Source organism: Paenibacillus rhizoplanae (assembly GCF_042684125.1).
Classification (GTDB): Bacteria; Bacillota; Bacilli; order Paenibacillales; family Paenibacillaceae; genus Paenibacillus_AQ; species Paenibacillus_AQ rhizoplanae.
This window is the reverse complement of record NZ_JBHUKY010000006.1, coordinates 19401-40068: the sequence shown is the minus strand read 5'-3', so window position 1 is coordinate 40068 and position 20668 is coordinate 19401. Positions and strand designations below refer to the sequence as shown.

Below are 20668 nucleotides of genomic sequence, written 5' to 3'. Positions count from 1 at the left end.
TTGATATTACAATCGTGCTGCATCTGTCCTTGAGTGAAGTCCGCAGGAAGTGTGCATATAAGGTGTGAATACTTTCTTCAATTGACTTAGCTCGCCGGACAGCTCGGGATACCCCTCGAGATTAGCCATCATCCCTTGAATGATCGCTTTACGGGGCTGGGAGGTAAGGATTTCGCTCTCCAAAATGCCCAGGGACTCGAACCCGTCTTCGGTATGCTCCGGGTGAAGACCCTCAGCTTCACTGAGCAGGAGCTTCATCGCCTTGATCAGCTGAAGCGGGCTCTGGCGCGGTCCTTCTCCTTGAGCCTCAGCCCATCCGGCCAGGACTGCGGAAGAGATCAGAGGGACTGGCTGCCTTGCAAGCAGGCCGGAGACCATAATGTCCAGCCAGTCCACCAGCCGGTCAGCCAGTTCTGGGATGGAAATAACGGTCTCCTGACCGAATAGCAGCTTAATGCTGGAGCTGATCATGCCGTGGCTGAGCACGCACAGCTCGCCTGCATAGGGCAGAATCTCTGGCCCGTACATGAGCTCCAGCTTCTGCTGGAACCAGCGCAGCAGGGCGGCGTTGTTCTGCTTCACCCAATCGGGAATCTCGGCCACACCTCTGCCGGCCAACTCCTGAAATTGGCGCTGCAGGAATTCGCGCAGCTCGTATACATGACTAAGCAGAATTTCGAGCTGGTTGCGCAGCTTCTCCCGTGGAGCTAGGCCGGTCTCTTGCTCCTCCCGCTGTAGGGGGTCATGGATCATCCGGAAGCAATAGATGTATATGCTGCGCTCCAGCTCTTCTTTGGATTTGAAGATCAGATAGAGACTTCCCTTGGAGATCCCGCATAATTCGGCAATCTCCTGCATCGAGGTGGAGGAGGAGCCTTTTACAGCAAATAACTGCATGGCGGTCTTGATGATTTGTTCTTTTCTGGTCATGCTTTTGGCGGTCAAGGCTATATAGGCCTCCGTTCTGACTTGAAAGTTCTGTATTTGACTGAAAGGTCAGTGCGATTATATTATATATCCTGCAGCATTACAAATTTGCAGGTTTCAGTAGGAAGAAACGGATTCTTCATGTAAGATATAAATGTGTCAGTTTGGTGAGGAACGGTAGAATGAGAAGGTAGGTTGCATATGAGAAGAGGACTGCAGGCTATAGTCATCATAGGAGCTATGCTGGCTTTTTATTATTTTGGATTTGGCGTATTCGGCAGTACAGCCGGCACGATTATAAGTATTTTTTCCACATTGACGGTCATCTCTATCGCATTGGGTATTTTCATGGAGAACCGCAATCCTTCGACCACCGTATCCTGGATTCTGCTGCTTGCGCTGATTCCGGTGCTGGGACTGGTATTCTACTTCCTGTTCGGACAGAATGTGTTCAAACGGCGCAAGTATGACAAAAAAGCCCAGCGCGATCTCATGGCCTATGAACGGATTGAGAATGACGCCCTGCGGATGCACCAGGATTGGTCGGTGTTCAGCCCTGCGCGGCAGAAGCTGCTGGGTCTGTCGCAGAGATTGGGCCGGACGCCGATTTCGTTCAGCTCGGAGACGCGCATCCTAACGAACGGTGAGGAGACCTTCGGTACGCTGCTGCTGGAGCTGCGGCAGGCGCAGCATCATATTCATATGGAATATTATATTTTCCGGGCGGATCATATCGGCACACGCATTCAGCAGATTCTGATTGAGAAAGCCCGCGCGGGCGTGGCGGTCCGGTTCATGTATGATGCGGTCGGGAGCATGCAGCTCTCCAGAGCCTTCCTTAAGGAACTGAGTGATGCGGGTGTGCAGGTGGCTGCTTACGGCAACTCTACCTCCTTTTTCTCCAGCAGGGTGAATTACCGGAATCACCGCAAGATCGTAGTCATCGACGGCGATGTCGGCTTCATGGGCGGGCTGAATGTCGGGGACGAGTACTTGAGCCGCAGCAAGACCTACGGGTTCTGGCGGGACACGCATATGCTGCTGAGAGGCGAAGCGGTGCGGACGATGCAGATTATTTTCCTGCAGGACTGGATGCACACCACCGGCGAGAAAATCCTGGAGCAGGATTACCTCTCCCCGCAGCTTCGCTTCACTACCGGAGACGGGGCGGTGCAGATTATTGCCAGCGGCCCGGATAATGAGCGGCGTGCGCTCAAGAACATTTTCTTCTCCATGATTACTACTGCGGAAAAATCCGTCTGGATCGCCAGTCCATACTTTATCCCCGATGAGGATATACTGACTGCGCTGCGTGTGGCGGCAATGTCGGGGCTGGATGTCCGCCTGCTGTTCCCGGCCAAGCCGGATAAATGGATTCCGTTCCTGGCCTCCCATTCCTACTTCCCGGCATTGCTGGAGTCTGGCGTGAAGATCTATGAATATGAGAAGGGCTTCATTCACTCCAAGCTGCTGATTGCAGACGGGGAGATTGCTACGATCGGAACAGCGAACATGGATATGCGCAGCTTCCATCTTAATTTTGAGGTGAACGCATTGCTCCTGCAGACCGAGAGTGTCTCGCGCATTGTTGCAGACTTCGAGCGTGACCTGCAGTCCACGCGGCAGATTGTCCATGAGACCTTCATGGAGAAAAGACTGCTGGAGCGGCTGCTGGAATCCGCAGCCCGGCTGATGTCTCCGCTGCTGTAAGCGGACAAGCAGAACAAAAAAACGGTACCGTCCTTTGGGGAACGGTACCGTTTTTTTGTTTCAGAAGGTAGTGAACCCAAGCCGGGTCTGCATCCGGTAGAGGATGTATTTCAACCAGGTGATCTCACTCTGATATTCCCCCAGCGGCAGGCTGTACTCGGCCCCCTCGTTGTTCCACAGCCGCTTGAAGTAGCCCTCCACCTCCGCATACAGCGGCTGTTCCCGTGGAACGGACACCCAGAGGTCATTCTCCAGGTTATAGTCGTCCAGATTCCGGGCTGTGAAGTTCGTCGATCCGCCTAGGATAATGGAGTCGCCTGACGCCTTGGCAATGAACAGCAGCTTGCTGTGATATTGCTCCTGGCCTGTGTTGTACCAGCGGATCAGGATATTTCCTTCCGAGCGGCGGTCCAGGTCCATCGCAACGGGGCGGTTCGGGATGCCGATTTTGTCCCGTCCGAAGGCATTCTGGTTAGGATCAAGCAGCAGCCTGACCTGGGCACCCCGTGCATCAGCGGCAAGCAGGGCATCAATAATTCTGTCGTCCGCCAGATAGAACATGCTCATCCAGATGACGTCCCCCGGTCCCGCAGCAGCGATTCCTTCCAGCGCATATTTGTACACCTTGCCTTCGGTCAAATAGCGGACTTCAAGCGGAGCCCCTCCGGCGGTGGCGGAAGGCTTCCCGAAGTCAGGCTGCTTGCTCAGCAGGGGACCGGCTCCCGACAGATTAGCCGCAGCTTGCTCGCTCTGCAGAATATCCGCCAGGATGGGGCCTTGTACCTCCAGGGCAATATTGGAATGATAGGCACTGGCATCATGCACATTGCCGGAGGAGATCAGCGCGGTGTTCTCACTGAGTACAACCTTGCGGTGGTTCGCCTTGACATTCAGCAACTTCAGATAGGATCGTGCGGTAATATCGGGCCCTCCGCTGGCCATCAGATTCGGAATCCAGCCTGTGCCGGATTGACCGAACCACTGGATGAAGGTACGCCAGACCGCCGAATAAGCCGGTGTCGAATCCCGCAGATCGTCTACGTCCGTCAGGATGACCTTAATCCCGGCTGCGCTCAGCTCATCCAGTAGGGCATTCGGCGCAGAGCCGTAATTCGTATTCACCTCATCGGTGATGAAGACGATCTCCATGGCGGGATAGGCGGCTTTCTGGGCGAGCAGCTTATCGGTAAGCTGTCTGCTGACAGCAGGGAACTGTTGGTCGGTATGGGTATAGTTATTGAACAGGAACAGATCGATCACAAGGAATTGTCTGGACTCTTCAATAATCTTCAGGATTCTGGGCAGAATCTGTTCTTCCCTTGCCTGCTTCCCGCTGTTGTCCTGGTAGGTCAGATCATGCCAGAAGGCGACCGTATTCACCTTATAAGCAGGACTCTCCACAGAAAGTCCGGGCGGCAGCGGTTTGTGGGTCTGATAGAGCATCACTCCGGCCAGCCAGAGGAGAAGAAGGATCAGGGCAATCAGGAGCTTGGAGCGTCGGCGAAGGAAGAATAACGTCCGCCGCTTGTGGCGGGATGCTGTAATCGCCCCTGAAGCCAGCGTAATCTGTAACTGTTCGGGTGTGACGGGATGGCGGCCTTGATTCATATTTATCCTCCTGGGTCTACTGCCGGGTCAGCGCGGTTATATGGTGGCCCGGCATGGTAAGTACCTATAACGCCAGCTAAGGAGAAGTGAAGCAGCTCAGTGCAAAATCCCTGGAAAATCTAGTGTTGCAAAAACCGCTCCATTTCATCCGCACCGTACCTGCGAGCTGCATAATACAAGTTCTGGTGACATAACACAGAAGCAATTGTATAATGAGTGTAAATAATTTGTATAAGGTTTGAATCTTCAAATGTATTCAGTGTAAACAGGAAGGCAGTGAGATACATCGTGTATTCCATCAAACAGGTCGTCGAAATGCTCGATATTCCCTCTGTCACGCTGCGGGCATGGGAGAACCGGTATCAGGCTGTCGTCCCGGAACGTACCGAGTCCGGCTATAGACTGTACAACCAAGAGAATATTGAGGACCTTCGCTGGTTGAAGGAACAGACCGATAACAAGGGCATCAGTATCTCACATGCCGTGCGGATGCTGAAGCAGCATAAGCAGAAGGACCTGGATGAGCGTCTGTCTGTTGCGGGCGGTGACCCCAAGGATGCTTTGGACAAAATGAGACAGCAGATCTATGCAGCGCTGCTCGACATCCAGGGTGAGCGGGCCGATGCCCTGATCGATTTCGGGTTCTCCCTGTACGGCTATGAGGCGATGGTTCATCAGGTGCTGGTGCCTGTTTTGGTAAAGGTTGGTGATGCCTGGGAGCAAGGGAAGGCAACAGTGGCCCAGGAGCATTATATGACACATATGATCTCGAACCGGCTATCCCAATTTTTTCACGTGTTCCCGGTGTATGCCCATCTACAAAAGGTGATTGCCTTCTGCCCGGCGGGAGAGCATCACCAGATCGGCCTGCTGCTGTTCTCGCTGTTCCTGCGCAGGAACGGGGTTGAGGTCATCTACCTGGGGTCCAATACCCCCGAGGACGGTGTGATGGAGCTGCTGGCGAAGCAAGAGCGGATCGGAGCCGTCTGCCTGTCCGTTACGAATGGCACGCTGGTCCCTTATACGGAGAAGCTGCTTGAGCGGATCGGCAGCCAGTACCCGGAGATGCAGCTCATTGCGGGCGGCAAAGCGTATGAGGCAATCAGCCTCCAGGAGACCAAAGCCACCTATGTGATGGCGGAGCCGCCGGAGCGCTGGCAAGCCTGGTTCGATCAGGAATTTGCCGGAATCAGGCATAGAGCGTAGCAGTTATATTGAATTTTAATAGTGTAGGAGATTCTATGGAACCGATCAGAACCCGTTTGCGGGGCTGGCCGGTTCTTTTGCTATGGACAAGTCTAGCAATCAAATTACTGGAAGTCCGGGTGATGATATTTACATGGCCCGGCAAAGTATGTATGATACTTGTATCACTATTGTATAGTTTTTGTATAACGTTTGAATGAAGGAGGATGCCGCTTGATCCGAACCACAGACACCGCAAAAGTCGCAGTAATCGGCGCAGGGCCGGGCGGGCTGGCCGCCGCCATGCTGCTTGCCGCCGAAGGATATGAGGTAGATCTCTATGAACAGCAAGCGACGGTGGGCGGAAGGTCAGGAGAGTTGAAGCTGGGAGACTACCATTTTGACCGGGGAGCCACCTTCTTGATGATGCCGCATTTGCTGGAGGAGCTGTTCACTCTGGCTGGGCGTTCTGTGCATGACTATGTTGACCTTACGCCGCTTGATCCGCTGTATTCATTGCATTTTGGAGATACCGTATTTAGGCCTTCTACGAACCAGGATCAGACGGCTGAGGAGATTGAGCGGCTGTTCCCCGGCAACGGCAGCGGCTACCGCCGGTTCATGGCAGATGAAGCCGACAAGCTGGAGCGGGTGATTCCGCTGCTGCAGCGTCCGTTCCAATCGCTACGGGATTATGTCAAAAGAGATGTGCTGCACGCGCTGCCCAAGCTGAACGCTACAGACACCGTGTACAACCGGCTCTCCCGTTATTTCGATGATGAGCGGCTGCGGTTCTCGTTCACGTTCCAGGCCAAGTATCTGGGAATGTCGCCCTGGGAATGTCCGGGCACCTTCACGATTCTGTCGTACATGGAGCACCGTTACGGCCTGTACCATCCGACTGGCGGAATTAATCGCGTGCTCCAGGCTATGGCTGAGGTCATCCAGGAGCATGGCGGGCGGGTTCATACTGCAAGCGGAGTGAAGCGGGTTATCGTCAAGGACGGGCAGGCCACAGGCTTGCTGCTGGAGAACGGGGAGAAGGTGGATGCGGATTATATTGTGATTGGTGCAGACTTTGGCTCTGCGATGACACAATTATTCGAACCCGGACTTCTGAAGAAATACACCCCCGCCAAGATTGCCCGTAAAAGATATTCCTGCTCCACAGCCATGCTCTATCTCGGTGTGGATGGTGAGGTAGACCTGGATCATCATTCGGTTCATTTCGCCGCCGATTACCGGCGTAATGTCAAAGAGATTACGGAGCTGGGCGTTCTGTCGGAGGATGCCTCTATCTATATCCATAATCCGTCGGTTATCGATAAGACATTGGCTCCTCCCGGCAAATCCTCGATCTACGTGTTGATGCCGGTGCCTAATCTGAGTGCGGATATCAACTGGGAGCAGGAGCGTGCGGAGGTAGAGGACTGGATGATGGAGCGGCTGCAGCAGATTCCGCAGCTGTCCGGAATCGCCGGACGGGTGGAAGAGAGCCTGTTCTTCTCTCCGCTGGACTGGCAGAACCAGCAGAATGTATATAACGGGGCCACCTTCAATCTGGCCCATAATCTCGGGCAGATGATGCATTTGCGGCCGCATAATACCTTCGAGGAGGTACGCGGCATCTGGCTGGTCGGCGGGGGAACCCATCCGGGCAGCGGTCTGCCGACGATCTTCGAGTCGGCCAAGATCAGCGCACGGCTGCTGCGGGAGCATGACCAGGCTGTGCGGGGCCGGTTCACCGTACAGGCGGGCGCGCCCGGCACAGGTGCGGGGGTTCCGTTATGAGCCGCATGGCCATCGTAGGCAGCGGCATTGGCGGGCTGACGGCAGCGCTGCTGCTTACCCGTCAGGGACATGAGGTGGTGATGTATGAGCGGGCAGCTCAAGCGGGCGGGCGTGTGGCCTTTGAAGAGCAGGACGGCTACCGGATTGACCGCGGCCCTACCATCGTGCTGCTGCCGGAGATGCTTCTCAGTATTCTGGAGGAAGGCGGCCTTCCGCGATCCAGCCTGGAGCTGCTGCGCTGTGATCCGCTCTACCGGGTTCACTTCCGAAGCGGGCGTGTATTAACCAAATTCCCGGATACTGCGGCGCAGGCGGAGGAGATTGACCGGCTCTATCCCGGAGAGGGCAAGGGCTTCACCCGGTTCATGAAGGACATGTCAGTGCTGTATCCGCAGGGGCGGAAGTCGTTCCTGGAGCGGGGGTATGCCAGCGGGCGTGAATTCTTCAGTCCGGCTAATCTGTCGCTGATGCTCCGCCTGCGTGCTTACCAAAGCCTGCGCTCGGCTATCGGCCAGTATTTTCGCAATGAGGAGCTTAGAGACGCGTTCTCCCTACAGAGCCTCTATATTGGGGGAGCGCCCTTCCGCACACCCGGCATCTACACCATGCTTCCTTACGCCGAGCATGCCTTTGGCATCTGGATGCTGAAGGGCGGATATGGGACGCTGCCGCAGATCATTGCCCGGGAGCTGAAAGACCGCGGGGTACAGATTCATACGGGCACCGAGGTGGAATCCTTGCTTGTGGAAGGAAGACGCTGCAGCGGAGTTGTTGTTCAGGGGCAGCCGATTCCCTATGATGCTGTACTGTACAATGGAGATTTCCCGAATGTAGAATCATTGCTGCCGCCTGGTGTATTCAAGCAGGAACAGGCACCGGTTGTGACGGCGAATAAGGGCAGACCCGTATCGGCCAAGGCCATAAAACGCGGAAGCTGGAAGCCCTCCTCGGGCTGTCTGCTGATCTATGCAGCCACGGATAAGCGCTGGCCGGATTCGCTGGTGCACCAGTTCTTCCTGCCGGACAGTCTGAATAGCAGCCTTCACGAGCTGTTTGACCGGGGACAAATTCCCCAGGATTCATCTTATTATGTATTTAATCCGGTAGCACTGGACGATAGTGCAGCCCCTCCCGGACAGAGCGTGCTGTATTTCCTTGTTCCCGTCCCGGCGGTGCCCGATCAGAAGTGGGAGGAAATAGCCGGAGCGCTGGCCGATAAAGTTATGGCGGATGCCGAGAAGCGGGGCTTCCCCGGGCTTGCCGCGAGTGTGATCTGGCGCAGGCTGAGAACGCCTGCCGATGCGGAGCAGGAAGGAATGTATGGCGGGGGCAGCTTCGGTATTGCACCGCTGCTGACCCAGTCGGGGGTATTCCGGCCCCAGCCGAAGCCTTATCCGCTCAAGGGGTTGTATGCCGCAGGCGCTTCCGTCCATCCCGGCGGCGGTGTGCCGATTGTCATGCAGGGTGCGAAGCTTGCCGTTCAGGAAATGATAAAGGAGATGAGCGTACATGGATGATAGGATACTGCAGCAATGTGAGGAACTGATGAAGAAAGGGTCCACTTCGTTCCATAAGGCGTTTGATGTTCTGCCAAGTCCCAGGCGTGAAGCGGTGCATGTTATTTATGCCTTCTGCCGGATTATAGACGATAGTGTGGATGAGCCGGAAGGCGCGCCGTTCAGCATTCATGAGCTGCGGGAGCATTTCATGAATCTGGAGCAGGCAGACGGGCACTTCATCTGGCCGGCGCTGCGCTGGCTGTTCAGCGGCTTCCCGCAGCTTCAGCGTGAGCCGTTCCTTTTGCAAATGGAGGGACAGCTTAGAGATCTTACCTTCACTGCCTATGACACGATGGAGCAGCTTAAGGATTACTGTTATCTTGTAGCGGGAACGGTAGGGGAGATGCTGCTGCCTGTCCTGCGGGATGATCAGAGTGAAGCGGCACGGACATCGGGAATTGCGCTGGGGATAGGAATGCAACTGGTGAATATCATCCGCGATGTGGGTGAGGATCTCCGAAGAGGACGCAGATACGTGCCGCTTGAGGTGATGGGCAGACATGGCTACAGCCAGCAGGAGCTGGAGGACGGGGAGGTCAATCACCGTTTCACCGCTGTGATCCAGGAGCTGCGGACAGAAGCGCTGGACTGGTTCCGGCAAGGACTTACGCATGTAGACACGTATCCTTTGGAGAGCGGTCTTGCCATTGAACTTGCCGCATCCTTCTATGCCGCTATTCTGGATGCAGTGGAGGCAGACGAGTATGATGTTTTCCGCAAAAGATCCTATGTCAGCGATGAAGCCAAGCTCCAGCTGTTCCAGCGTACGGTCGTGCGTTATGCCGGTGTAAGAACTGCGGTGGTCTAGCGATGGTCCGAACGCTTTTTTGGATCTGGTATACCATCGGTGCGCTGCTGTTGATCGTGTTCGGCATTCCGGATAGCCTGAAGTTCTCTAACGGATTGTTTCTGGTATTCTACGGCGCATATGCCATGGACTTAGTATCTAAGGGGCAAGTCAAACCCTTCATGTCTGACTGGTCAGTCAATTCTTCTGGAGGCCGGATGACCAAGCGATTCTGGTATGCTGCGGCTCTTATCTGGTTAGGCGGAATGGCGGTCGAATGGGTAGGCGTGCATTCCGGCCGGTTGTTTGGAGATTATAATTATTCGACTATTCTAGGGCCTTTATTATTTGGTGTGCCGGTTACCCTGGGCTTCGCTTGGATTGCTGTTGTGTGCAATGCCGTGCTGATCAGTCATGATTTCGGACAGCGCGGCCTCCGGCTCCTGCTGCTGCGGGCCGTGCAGGTGGGCTTCTGGACAGTGCTGATGGATCTGGTGCTTGACCCTGTGGCCCATGCCAGAAACTTCTGGCACTGGGAGGGCGGCGGGGGCTTCTATCAGGTGCCCTGGAGCAACTTCGGCGGCTGGCTGATTGCAGGCGCTGCCTTGTCCATGCTGCTCCCGGCTGTGCCGTTCACCCGCCTGGCTGCCCGCCGGGGCACCCGCCTGTATCAGGCAATCCTGATCCTGTTCGGCCTGATCAGCCTGACAGAGGGACTGCCAGCCTGTGCGGTGATCGCCGGGGCAGGCGCCGCTCTGGCCGAAGGGAGTCTGCGCTATGCTGGAAGCCGTTCCATCGGGAAGGTTTGACTGGTTATTCTACCGTTATAATTCCATGTATCTGCTGCGCAGACATTTCCACTTCATCGGGATCAGCGGAGAGCTTCAGCCCGCTGCCGCTGCCGGCCGGGGGATTCTCTATCTCATGAATCACAGCTCGTGGTGGGACGGCCTGCTGGCCTATCACGCCGCCGGGAAGCTGCCGGGGAAGCGTCATTATTTCATGATGGAAGAGGAGCAGCTCCGTAAGTATGCCTTCTTCAGAAAGCTTGGCGCGTATTCGATTAACCCAGGAAGTCCAGGAGATGCGCGGGCTTCCCTGCGGTATACAGCCGGGCTGCTGGAGGCGGGGGAGAGTGTCTGGATGTACCCTGAAGGAGAAATTCGGCCGTTGGAGCACCGGCCGTTGAGTCTAAAAGAGGGGGCTTCCCTGGCGCTGCGGCTCAGTCCGCAGACTGCCGTGGTGCCGGTGACGCTATACCATGGCCTGTTCCGGCATACCAAGCCGGAAGCCACACTGCTGGCCGGGGCGCCGCTGCTGCTCCCTTGGGCGGAGATGGACCGCTCAAGGGTAGCCCGGACGCTGGAGACTGTTCTTGGCGGACAACTGGAGTCACACCGCAGCAGGGTGCTTAACCATCAAGGCTATATGCCGGATGAATTCAGACCGCTGCTCCGCCGGGGGAGATCAACCAATGAATGGCTTGACCTGTTGCGGCCGGGCGGGGGGAGAGGATGAACGTGTTCTTTCAGGCTGTAACCGGTATTGTACTGCTTCAGCTATTGTTCGCAGTATGGAATGCAGCGCAGCTCCTCAAGCTGGGGACAGCGCCCGGAACAAGAGCAGAGAAGGCGCTGCCAGCACCGGCGTCCCCCCGGGCCTTACGCTTGTCGGTGCTCATCCCCGCCCGGAATGAAGCGGATAATATTGGGGACTGTCTCTCCTCTGTGCTGGCCTCAAGCACCGGCGGAATCGGGGCGGAAATTATTGTACTGGATGATTCATCGACGGACGGAACGGGGACTATTGCCGCAGCAGCGGGCGGCGGCAGAGTACGCGTTCTGAAGGGAAGAGAGCTGCCGGAGGGCTGGCTGGGCAAGTCCCATGCCTGCGCTCAGCTTGCAGAAGCGGCAAGCGGGGAATGGCTGCTGTTCCTGGACGCGGATGTCCGTCTTCAGCAAGGGGCGCTTCAGGCGGCACTTTCTGCTGCTGCAGCAGCGGGAGGCGGCATGATTACCGGCTTCCCCCGGCAGATAACCGGAAGCTGGCTGGAGCGGCTGGTCGTTCCCCTGATGGTCTTCACCATCATCTGTCACCTGCCAATTCCGCTGGTCCGCAGCTCCCGAGATCCGCGGTTTGTTGCGGCGCATGGGGGCTTCATCCTGATTCATCGGGATAGTTACTATGAATGCGGCGGGCACGAGGCCATCCGCAGCGAACTGGTGGATGATATGGCGCTGGCCCGCGCCGTGAAGCGGTCGGGCGGGACGGTGACGCTCATGGATGTTACGGAACAGGTGTTCATGCGGATGTATCACAATGCCCGGCAAGTATGGAACGGCTACCGGAAGAATATCTATGCCGGTATCGGCCGCCGCCCGGTGCTGCTGCTGGCTGTACTTATTGCATACTTGTCGCTGTACGTGGCACCGGCCGCCGCAGTTCTGTACTATGGCCTAAGCGGGCAGCCGGGCGCGCTTCTCTGGCCCGCTGCTGCGCTGCTTGCCGGTTTGGCCGTAAAACGGACCAGTGATGCTGCCGGACGGCAGCCGTTCTGGTTCTGTCTCTTACTCCCTGTGAGCATGCTCTGCCTGTCGCTGATTGCTGTGGCGTCCTGGCGCGGAAGCCGTTCGCGCGCAGGCTATGAATGGAAAGGAAGGCGTTATGGATGAAACCGAAGGCAGTAATCATTGGCGCCGGATTTGGGGGGCTGTCCTGTGCGGTCACCCTTGCCGCTGAAGGATGGGATGTCACTGTGCTGGAACGCCAGCAGCAGCCGGGCGGCAAGCTGCAGCGTGTGCAGGCGGGGGGCTACACCTTCGACCGTGGCCCAAGTACGATTACGATGCCCCATGTCTTCCGCTCGCTCTATGAGCTTGCGGGAGCCCGCATGGAGGATTATGTCCAGCTCTATGAGCTGGAGCCGCGCACCCGCAATGTGTTCGCAGACGGCAAGGTTGTCGATTTCTCAAGGGACACCGGAAGAATGCAGGAGCAGATGGCCTCCTATAGCCCGGCAGATGCTGCGCGGTTTCCGGACTTTCTGGCGGAAGCCGCGCGGTTGTATCAGCTCAGTGAGAAGCAGTTCCTGAACAGGCTGCTGCTGTCCTGGAGGGATAAGCTCTCCCCTTCACTTGTGCGGGATCTGGTACGCGTAAGGCCTTTTCTCAGCCTGCATGACCTGCTGCTCCGCTACTTCAGCCATCCGAATACCCTGGCTATGCTGGGCCGCTATGCCACCTATGTCGGATCATCGCCGTATCGTTCCCCCTCCATCTTCGCCATGCTGGGTCATCTGGAGATTCAGGAGGGCGTATACGGGGTGAAGGGCGGCACCTATGAATTAATCAGCGGCCTGACTGCGCTCGCCCAGAATCTGGGTGTGCAGCTCCTTACAGGCACGGAGGTGACGGGAATTTCCGTAGTCTCCGGTGCGGTAGAAGGTGTGGATACGGCGCAGGGCTTCTACCCGGCCAAGACCGTGATTGCCGGTGGCGATGTTCTGAGCATCAACAAGATGCTGCTGCCTGAAGCGGTTCGTCCGGGAATGACGGACCGCAGGATTGAAGCCTACGAACCCTCCCTGTCCGGGCTGGTAACGCTGGCAGGCGTGCCGCGCACGTATGATGCGCTGCTGCATCATACGGTGTTTTTCCCGGAGAACTATGAACAGGAATTCAAGGATATCTTCGAGCATAAGCGTCCGCCGCAGCAGCCGACAGTGTATATATGCCACTCCGGTTATTCCGAGCCTGAGATGGCGCCTGCAGGCGGGAGCAACCTGTTCATTCTGGCTAATGCGCCTTATCTGAGCCCGGCCTGTGACTGGAGCGAGGAGAGTGCTGCGTACGGGGAGCGGGTATTGTCCCTACTGGATAGCCACGGAGTGAGCGGGCTGTCGTCCGCAGCTGTGCTGGAGCGGTATACCCCGCAGGATATCGCCCGCGATACACTGGCGCATCAGGGAGCCATTTACGGGATATCCTCCAATACGGTAAAACAGACCTTCTCACGCCCGGGCAACCGTTCCAGCGATGTTAAGGGGCTGTGGTATGTGGGCGGAACCACGCATCCCGGCGGGGGAACACCCGTAGTGTCGTTGTCCGGCAGACTGGTGGGCGAATATATTGCAAGCCATGTATGAAGAGAGAGGACCCCGCCAGCGCGTTCAGTTGCCGAGCGGGGTTGTGCTATAATGAAATGTACTTGTGGGGCCGGATATATTTTGAGATAAGTAAAGCAGAAACGGAGGAAGACAGCATGAATGATATGCCGCGAAACGGTGTGCCGCAGAGCGCAGTGGAGCACTCAGGCGGAGGGTCCCAGCCAGGGCAGCAGGCAGCAGGCTCAGGTATTGCCGGACATAAATCTCTGCTGCCCGACTCCAGAACCGGAGAACGGAAGCTTGAGCATGTGCGGCTCTGCCTGAATGAAGATGTGGCTGGCAGCGGAATTACAACCGGGTTCGAGCAGTACCGGTTCCGTCATAACGCGCTGCCGGAGCTGGATTATGATACAATCTCACTGAATACTGAATTCTTGGGCCGTACACTGCGTACCCCGCTGCTGATCAGCTCCATGACCGGAGGGAGCGCGGCTACGGGCAAAATTAATGAGCGGCTGTCCGAAGCGGCGGAGCGCCGGGGCTGGGCGCTTGGAGTCGGCTCGGTGCGCGCGGCTGTAGAACGCGCGGAGCTTGCGGAAACCTTCCATGTGCGGGCCAACGCACCCACGATTCCGGTCATTGCGAATGTCGGAGCCGTGCAGCTCGCCTACGGCTTCGGGGTAGAGGAATGCCGCCGGGCGGTTGACATTGCCGGAGCGGACTGGCTGGTTCTCCATCTGAACGGGCTGCAGGAAGTATTCCAGCCCGAGGGTGACACCGGCTTCGGTTCCTTACTGAAGCGGATAGAGGCATTATGCCGGAGTCTTGAGATCCCGGTGGGGATCAAGGAGGTCGGCTGGGGGATTGATGGCGATACGGCCGCCCGGCTATATCAGGCTGGCGCTGCCTTCATTGATGTTGCCGGAGCTGGCGGCACCTCGTGGAGCCAAGTAGAGAAGTTCCGCAGCATCGATCCGGTGCGGCGTGCGGCAGCGGAGGCCTTCGCCGACTGGGGCATTCCCACGGCGGAGTGCATTGCCGAGGTCCGCGCGGTCTCCCCGCGCGGCGCGCTGATCGGCAGCGGCGGGCTGAAGCACGGAGTCGATGCCGCCAAGGCGCTGGCCCTTGGCGCTGATCTGGCGGGCTTCGGACGCGGGCTGCTGGGTCCGGCCGTCAGCTCCGAGGAGGCGCTGGATCAGGCGCTGGCCCAGGTAGAGCTGGAGCTGCGGACAGTGATGTTCGGCATCGGCGCGCCGGACCTTGCAGCGCTGCGGGGAACGCCGCGGCTTGTCCGGCGATAGGCGAGACGATTTTAACATGGCGAAGGAAGGGCTAAACTCAATGATTACACTGGTTCAAATGGACGAATCGACATTTCAATTTTTTATGAAGCAATCCACCCGTGACTACGCGGAAGACAAAATCAAGACCGGAGCCTGGGACGCGGAGACCGCGATGAAATTATCCCAGGAAGCGATGACGCGGTTTCTGCCCAAAGGGTTACACACAGAGGGGGCTTACCTCTATTCTATAGTTGAGGCTGAGACACAGACCCAAGCCGGGTATATCTGGTTCAACGTGAATGAGAGCCGCGGTGTACGGGAGGCCTTTATTTATGATATTTATGTATTCGAGCCCTTCCAGGGCAAAGGCTACGGTACACGGGCCCTGACCCTGCTGGATGAAGAAGCCCGGAAGATGAAGGTGACGAAGATCGGACTGCATGTTTTCGGGCAGAATGACCGTGCTTTTAAGCTGTACAAGAAAATGGGCTTCATAGTCACGGATATTACAATGACCAAAATGCTATAGAGCACCAGGATGAAGGCTCCGCGAGGGGGCTTTTTGAAAAGAGATCTTCCTGGGTCCCCCCGAAGTACCTGTGCATGCATCGCCTTGAAGCTAAAGCCTCACTTTGTGGGGTTATTTTGCAGTCCCCTTGACATCTGCTGTTGCTGGAGAATTTGTTCTAATATATAATGGTTTGAGATCAGTTCGGTAATTCATGCGGTGATCAAACCAACCGAAAATAGGAGTTGTCATATAAATGGCTTTGAAAGCAGGTATCGTTGGACTTCCCAACGTGGGCAAATCGACATTATTCAATGCAATCACACAAGCGGGCGCAGAATCCGCCAACTATCCGTTCTGCACCATCGACCCGAACGTCGGGGTTGTAGAAGTACCGGACGAACGTCTGGATAAACTGGTGGAGCTGGTTCAGCCGAACAAGACGGTTCCGACCGCTTTTGAATTCGTCGATATTGCCGGACTGGTGCGCGGCGCGAGCAAGGGCGAAGGCCTGGGCAACAAGTTCTTGGCTCATATCCGCGAGGTGGATGCCATTGTTCATGTGGTGCGCTGCTTCGTCGATGAGAATGTAACCCATGTGGACGGCAAGGTGAATCCGATCAGCGACATCCAGACGATTAACCTGGAGCTGATTCTGGCTGACCTGGAGAGCGTGGAGAAGCGGATTGAGCGTTCCCGCAAAAATATCAAGGGCGGCGACAAGAAATACGCCCAGGAAGTAGAAGTACTGGAGCGCGTGAAGGAAGCCCTGTATCAGGACCAGCCTGCACGCAGCCTGGAGTTGTCTGAGGATGAGCGCCAGATCGTGCGTGATCTTCACCTGCTCACCCTGAAGCCGGTGCTGTATGCGGCGAATGTGGGCGAGGATGAAGTGGCGTCTGCCGAGGAGAATCCTTATGTGAAGCAGGTCCGCGAATTCGCAGCCGCCGAGAATGCTGAAGTCGTGCCGATCAGTGCCAAGGTGGAAGCGGAGATTGCAGAGCTGGAAGGCGAAGACAAGGAGATGTTCCTTGAAGAGCTGGGTCTGCAGGAATCCGGGCTTAACCGCCTGATCAAAGCGGCTTATAAGCTGCTGGGCCTGTACACTTATTTTACTGCGGGCGTTCAAGAGGTTCGTGCCTGGACCATCCGTAAGGGAACGAAGGCTCCTGGAGCGGCGGGCGTGATTCATACGGACTTCGAGCGCGGATTTATCCGGGCGGAGGTTGTAGCCTACACCGATCTGGTAGCGGCAGGTTCAATGAACGGCGCCAAGGAACGCGGGCAGCTGCGTCTGGAAGGCAAGGAATATCTGGTGCAGGACGGCGACGTTATGCATTTCCGGTTCAACGTATAGATACTTTTCGCTTGTTATAGAGAGGCCATTCAGGAGTAGAGGTATTTGCTTGCTGGATGGTTTCTTTGTGTCATTCGGACCCGGTGCCGGCGCATAAGCTGGCTGGAGGTTCAACATCATAAGATCATGCAGTTTCGTATCAAAAGATTTCTCCCCGTCCCCGCCGCATGTACTGTAGCCAATTGAGGCTTGTGGTGGTATAATATAAAGTCGTATATCTATTTCCGTTGTGCTAACAATTTAAAGTAATATTGAATGAAGAATTTGAATCAGGAGAGGTGAATTCCCTTGTTGGACCGATTGCAATCCCTGGCGGACCGCTATGAGAAACTCAGTGAACTGCTATGTGACCCGGATGTTGCAAGCGACAGTAAGAAACTGAGGGACTATTCCAAAGAACAATCCGACTTGCAGCCCGCCTTCGAGGCGTATAGCGAATATAAGAACGTAATGGAAGAGCTTGAAGCCGCGAAGATGATGCAGGCCGAGAAGCTTGATGATGAAATGAAAGAAATGGTCAAGATGGAGATCGATGAGCTGTCCGAGCGGCAGGCCCATCTGGAGGAGAAAATCCGTCTGCTCCTGCTGCCTAAAGACCCTAATGATGACAAGAACGTAATCGTGGAAATCCGCGGCGCAGCCGGCGGGGACGAAGCAGCCTTGTTCGCCTCTGACCTGTACCGGATGTATACCCGTTATGCCGATACCCAGGGCTGGCGCGTGGAGCTGATGGATGTGAACACGAACGATCTCGGCGGCTTCAAGGAAGTGATTTTCCTGATCAACGGGCGCGGTGCTTACAGCAAAATGAAATTTGAAAGCGGCGCACACCGTGTGCAGCGCATACCTACCACAGAATCCGGCGGACGTATCCATACGTCTACCTCTACCGTGGCCGTAATGCCGGAAGCGGAAGATTTTGAAATTGAGATTCATGACAAGGATATCCGTGTCGATACCTTCTGTTCGAGCGGCGCGGGCGGACAGTCAGTTAACACGACTAAATCAGCAGTACGTGTAACCCATGTACCTACGGGGATCGTGGCTACCTGCCAGGACGGCAAGTCCCAGAACTCCAACAAGGATAAGGCGCTGAAGGTGCTGCGTACCCGGATCTCGGATTTGAAGCGTCAGGAAGAGGAAGCGAAGTATTCCGGAGAACGCAAAAGCAAGGTGGGGACCGGTGACCGCAGTGAGCGTATCCGTACTTACAACTTCCCGCAAAGCCGTGTGACAGATCACCGGATCGGCTTAACCCTCCACCGTTTGGATCAGGTGATGAACGGGGATATTACCGAGATCATCTCGGCACTGTCGATTGCGGAACAAGCAGAATTGATGGAAAAAGGAGAATAATGCTTTGAAACACGACTCTTACGTCATGTCGGAATTGCAAAGCATCCGGGAAGCCTTTGCGGAGGCTTCTTCTTTTTTGGCCGGGAACGGATGCAATGAGCCGCAGCGCAGCAGCCAGCTTCTGCTGGAGCATGTGCTGGGCTTGTCCGGGGCGGCTTATTATATGGCGCTGGCTGATCCGTTCCCGCTGGCGCGCAAGGCCGATTGGGAAGCGCTGGTGACCCGCCGGGCGGCGGGAGAACCGGTGCAATACATCACCCGGGAGCAGGAGTTTTACGGCCGGGCCTTCGAGGTCACGCCCGATGTGCTGATCCCCCGCCCGGAGACGGAGCTGCTCGTCGAGGCGATTCTGAAGTACGGCGCGGAGCTGTGGCCGGACGGGCTGGTGGCGGTGCGGGGCGAGGCCGCACCGGAAGCTGAAGGAGACGAGCAGTGGACAGCTGCGGGCGGTGAGGCTGGGGCGGTGCGGGGCGAGGCCGCACCGGAAGGTATGGCGGCTGCGGATGAAGCCGCCGCCCACAGCGCGGCGGGCCGCAGCGCCGCCCGCCGGGAGAGCGGCGCGGGCTTCGCTGGCGCCGCACGGCCGCTGACCGCCGTCGATATCGGCGCCGGCAGCGGAGCGATCTCCGTCACGCTGGCGGCGGAAGCGCCGGCGTGGCGGGTCTGCGCCGGCGACATCTCGCCCGGCGCGCTGGCCGTAGCCCGGCGCAATGCGCAGCGGCACGGCACGGCGGTGGACCTGCGGCTCGGCGATCTGCTCGAGCCGTTCGCGGGGTTGGAGACGGATATCCTCGTCTCCAACCCGCCGTACATCCCCGGCGGCGACATCGCCGGGCTGCAGCGCGAGGTGCGCGATCATGAGCCGCGCACGGCACTGGACGGCGGCGGGGACGGGCTGGACCCGTACCGCCGCATGATGGAGCAGCTGCCGCTGCTCCCGGCTCCGCCGCGCCTGGTCGGCTTTGAGCTCGGCCAGGGGCAGGCCGAGCAGGTAGCCGGACTGCTGCGGGCAGCCGGACATTGGGACGAGATCATCACCATCGATGATCTCGCCGGGATTCCCCGGCATGTGCTCGGGATTGCACGCTAGAGGACATTGGAGCATACACACAGCACAATCTCCTCCTCCAGGCGAAGCAGAAGAACGCCAATCCTTGGTAAATTGTATTTAGGCGGCCGCTTCCTTTACAATAGACATGACGGAACTTCTGCCTGGGCTGCTGCCGGGGGACAAGAACGGGAAGAACCAGTACTGAGTAAGGAGACAGAATATGCTTCAGAAGATTAAAAAGATTGACGGCGTCATCCTGGTGATTCTTGTGCTGCTGATGGTGGTCAGCATTTTCTCCATATACAGTGTGACCCACGGGCGCGACAGGCTGGACGGCTCACATATTAAGATGATCAAATTCTATATCGTGGGCTTTATTGCCTTTATCGGGCTGACATTCGTGGATTATCGCCTGCTTGTAAAATATGCGTTATATGTGTACATCACGGGGATTGGCATTCTGATCCTGGTCAGCTTCGTCGGCACAGAGCAGAACGGTGCACAGGGATGGATCAAGTTCGGCAACAGCTTCAGTCTTCAGCCGGCTGAGTTGTTCAAGCTGATTCTGATTCTGTTCCTGGCAGCTGTGCTTGTACGCAAAAATAAAAATAAGCTGCTGTTCTGGCGTGATGTGGTTCCGCTGGGATTATTCAGTCTCATGCCGTTTGTCATCGTAATCAGCCAGAATGACCTGGGCAATGCGCTCTCGTACATCGTTATTCTGATCGGTCTCCTGTGGATCGGCAATATCAAATTCACCCATGCGCTGATCGGACTGTTGGTTATAGGCGGCTCTGCGGCTGCCGGAATTATGAGCTATATTCATTATCATGATGAAATTAAGGATTTCCTGGTAGATATCAAGCGTTCGCACTGGATCGAGCGCTTCGACCCGTGGCTGGTGCCGGATAAGGCGACGGCCAAGGCGATCTACCATACGAAGAACGCCAAAATGGCCATCGCCTCCGGCGGAATGAGCGGTGAAGGCTACATGACGGGCAGCTCGGTGCAGACCGACCGTGTACCATACACCTATTCGGACTCCATTTTTGTGCAGATTGCGGAGGAATACGGCTTTGTCGGCTCGGCACTGGTGCTGCTGCTGTACTTTATCCTCATTCACCGGATGATACTAATTGCACTGGAGTGCAAGGATAGGGGCGGGCCGTTCCTGATCGTCGGGGTGGTGGCGATGCTGCTGTACCAGATTTTCGAGAATATCGGGGCTTTCCTGGGTCTGATGCCGCTGACCGGGATTACGCTGCCGTTCATCAGCTTCGGGGGAACCTCACTGCTGATCAATATGGCGAGCATAGGACTTGTCATGAGCGTGCGTCTGCATGGACAAGATGTGGAAGAGGATCTGCCAAGTCCTGCACTGTATTCTTCCCCGGCTCCCGCCAAGAGAAGCTGACCGCTTAAGAATAGCTTCATCCCCACA

General features: G+C 56.6%; 17 protein-coding genes. 15 read left to right on the top strand and 2 right to left on the bottom strand.

Annotated features, from left to right (window positions below):
- Positions 1-6: 6 nt before the first annotated feature.
- Positions 7-945, bottom strand: coding sequence for a TetR/AcrR family transcriptional regulator (locus tag ACFSX3_RS01525; protein ID WP_379254609.1), 939 nt, complete (start codon positions 943-945; stop codon positions 7-9).
- Between the two features lie 183 nt (positions 946-1128).
- Here ACFSX3_RS01525 and cls point away from each other — a divergent pair, with 183 nt between their 5' ends.
- Positions 1129-2637, top strand: coding sequence for a cardiolipin synthase (gene cls / locus ACFSX3_RS01520; RefSeq protein WP_209989078.1), 1509 nt, complete (start codon positions 1129-1131; stop codon positions 2635-2637).
- 60 nt (positions 2638-2697) lie between these two features.
- Here cls and ACFSX3_RS01515 read toward each other — a convergent pair whose 3' ends face one another.
- Positions 2698-4245 carry a phospholipase D family protein gene (locus ACFSX3_RS01515; RefSeq protein WP_209989075.1) on the bottom strand — a complete coding sequence of 516 codons (1548 nt, stop codon included), beginning with the start codon at positions 4243-4245 and terminating at the stop codon, positions 2698-2700.
- Between the two features lie 288 nt (positions 4246-4533).
- Here ACFSX3_RS01515 and ACFSX3_RS01510 point away from each other — a divergent pair, with 288 nt between their 5' ends.
- The 14 genes from ACFSX3_RS01510 to ACFSX3_RS01445 all read left to right on the top strand — a co-directional run bounded on the left by ACFSX3_RS01510 (position 4534) and on the right by ACFSX3_RS01445 (position 20641).
- Positions 4534-5451 (top strand): MerR family transcriptional regulator, encoded by a 918-nt coding sequence (locus ACFSX3_RS01510; RefSeq protein ID WP_209989072.1) that lies wholly within the window; start codon positions 4534-4536, stop codon positions 5449-5451.
- A gap of 213 nt (positions 5452-5664) precedes the next feature.
- Positions 5665-7221, top strand: coding sequence for a phytoene desaturase family protein (locus ACFSX3_RS01505; protein ID WP_379254611.1), 1557 nt, complete (start codon positions 5665-5667; stop codon positions 7219-7221).
- Positions 7218-8738, top strand: a complete 1521-nt coding sequence (locus ACFSX3_RS01500; RefSeq protein WP_209989068.1) for a phytoene desaturase family protein — start codon at positions 7218-7220, stop codon at positions 8736-8738. Before ACFSX3_RS01505 ends, ACFSX3_RS01500 begins: the two co-directional genes overlap by 4 nt.
- A complete protein-coding gene (locus tag ACFSX3_RS01495; RefSeq protein WP_209989063.1) occupies positions 8731-9588 on the top strand; it encodes a phytoene/squalene synthase family protein in 858 nt (285 codons plus the stop codon). The genes ACFSX3_RS01500 and ACFSX3_RS01495 overlap by 8 nt, the downstream gene beginning before the upstream one ends.
- 2 nt (positions 9589-9590) lie before the next feature.
- Positions 9591-10376: a carotenoid biosynthesis protein gene (locus ACFSX3_RS01490; RefSeq protein ID WP_209989059.1), complete on the top strand. Its 786-nt coding sequence runs from the start codon at positions 9591-9593 to the stop codon at positions 10374-10376.
- Positions 10345-11085, top strand: a complete 741-nt coding sequence (locus ACFSX3_RS01485; protein ID WP_209989056.1) for a lysophospholipid acyltransferase family protein — start codon at positions 10345-10347, stop codon at positions 11083-11085. Before ACFSX3_RS01490 ends, ACFSX3_RS01485 begins: the two co-directional genes overlap by 32 nt.
- Positions 11082-12239: a glycosyltransferase gene (locus tag ACFSX3_RS01480; protein ID WP_209989053.1), complete on the top strand. Its 1158-nt coding sequence runs from the start codon at positions 11082-11084 to the stop codon at positions 12237-12239. Before ACFSX3_RS01485 ends, ACFSX3_RS01480 begins: the two co-directional genes overlap by 4 nt.
- Positions 12236-13711, top strand: coding sequence for a phytoene desaturase family protein (locus ACFSX3_RS01475; protein ID WP_209989050.1), 1476 nt, complete (start codon positions 12236-12238; stop codon positions 13709-13711). Before ACFSX3_RS01480 ends, ACFSX3_RS01475 begins: the two co-directional genes overlap by 4 nt.
- A gap of 125 nt (positions 13712-13836) precedes the next feature.
- A complete protein-coding gene (gene fni, locus ACFSX3_RS01470) occupies positions 13837-14973 on the top strand; it encodes a type 2 isopentenyl-diphosphate Delta-isomerase (RefSeq protein WP_379258549.1) in 1137 nt (378 codons plus the stop codon).
- A 40-nt stretch (positions 14974-15013) separates the two neighbouring features.
- Positions 15014-15484, top strand: a complete 471-nt coding sequence (locus tag ACFSX3_RS01465) for a GNAT family N-acetyltransferase (protein WP_379312528.1) — start codon at positions 15014-15016, stop codon at positions 15482-15484.
- A gap of 235 nt (positions 15485-15719) precedes the next feature.
- A complete protein-coding gene (gene ychF / locus ACFSX3_RS01460) occupies positions 15720-16820 on the top strand; it encodes a redox-regulated ATPase YchF (RefSeq protein WP_209989044.1) in 1101 nt (366 codons plus the stop codon).
- 288 nt (positions 16821-17108) lie between these two features.
- Positions 17109-18176: a peptide chain release factor 1 gene (prfA, locus tag ACFSX3_RS01455; RefSeq protein WP_209989026.1), complete on the top strand. Its 1068-nt coding sequence runs from the start codon at positions 17109-17111 to the stop codon at positions 18174-18176.
- 4 nt (positions 18177-18180) lie between these two features.
- Positions 18181-19266, top strand: a complete 1086-nt coding sequence (locus ACFSX3_RS01450; RefSeq protein ID WP_209989023.1) for a N5-glutamine methyltransferase family protein — start codon at positions 18181-18183, stop codon at positions 19264-19266.
- A 181-nt stretch (positions 19267-19447) separates the two neighbouring features.
- Positions 19448-20641 (top strand): FtsW/RodA/SpoVE family cell cycle protein, encoded by a 1194-nt coding sequence (locus tag ACFSX3_RS01445; protein WP_209989021.1) that lies wholly within the window; start codon positions 19448-19450, stop codon positions 20639-20641.
- The last annotated feature ends 27 nt before the right edge of the window (positions 20642-20668 follow it).

Excerpts from the sequence above, each read along its gene's own strand:
- cls (WP_209989078.1), top strand. The coding sequence starts at position 1,129 with ATGAGAAGAGGACTGCAGGCTATAGTCATCATAGGAGCTATGCTGGCT.
- ychF (WP_209989044.1), top strand. The coding sequence starts at position 15,720 with ATGGCTTTGAAAGCAGGTATCGTTGGACTTCCCAACGTGGGCAAATCG.
- fni (WP_379258549.1), top strand. The coding sequence starts at position 13,837 with ATGCCGCGAAACGGTGTGCCGCAGAGCGCAGTGGAGCACTCAGGCGGA.
- ACFSX3_RS01475 (WP_209989050.1), top strand. The coding sequence starts at position 12,236 with ATGAAACCGAAGGCAGTAATCATTGGCGCCGGATTTGGGGGGCTGTCC.
- ACFSX3_RS01445 (WP_209989021.1), top strand. The coding sequence starts at position 19,448 with ATGCTTCAGAAGATTAAAAAGATTGACGGCGTCATCCTGGTGATTCTT.
- ACFSX3_RS01515 (WP_209989075.1), bottom strand. The coding sequence starts at position 4,245 with ATGAATCAAGGCCGCCATCCCGTCACACCCGAACAGTTACAGATTACG.
- ACFSX3_RS01490 (WP_209989059.1), top strand. The coding sequence starts at position 9,591 with ATGGTCCGAACGCTTTTTTGGATCTGGTATACCATCGGTGCGCTGCTG.
- ACFSX3_RS01495 (WP_209989063.1), top strand. The coding sequence starts at position 8,731 with ATGGATGATAGGATACTGCAGCAATGTGAGGAACTGATGAAGAAAGGG.
- ACFSX3_RS01480 (WP_209989053.1), top strand. The coding sequence starts at position 11,082 with ATGAACGTGTTCTTTCAGGCTGTAACCGGTATTGTACTGCTTCAGCTA.
- ACFSX3_RS01465 (WP_379312528.1), top strand. The coding sequence starts at position 15,014 with ATGATTACACTGGTTCAAATGGACGAATCGACATTTCAATTTTTTATG.
- ACFSX3_RS01485 (WP_209989056.1), top strand. The coding sequence starts at position 10,345 with ATGCTGGAAGCCGTTCCATCGGGAAGGTTTGACTGGTTATTCTACCGT.
- ACFSX3_RS01500 (WP_209989068.1), top strand. The coding sequence starts at position 7,218 with ATGAGCCGCATGGCCATCGTAGGCAGCGGCATTGGCGGGCTGACGGCA.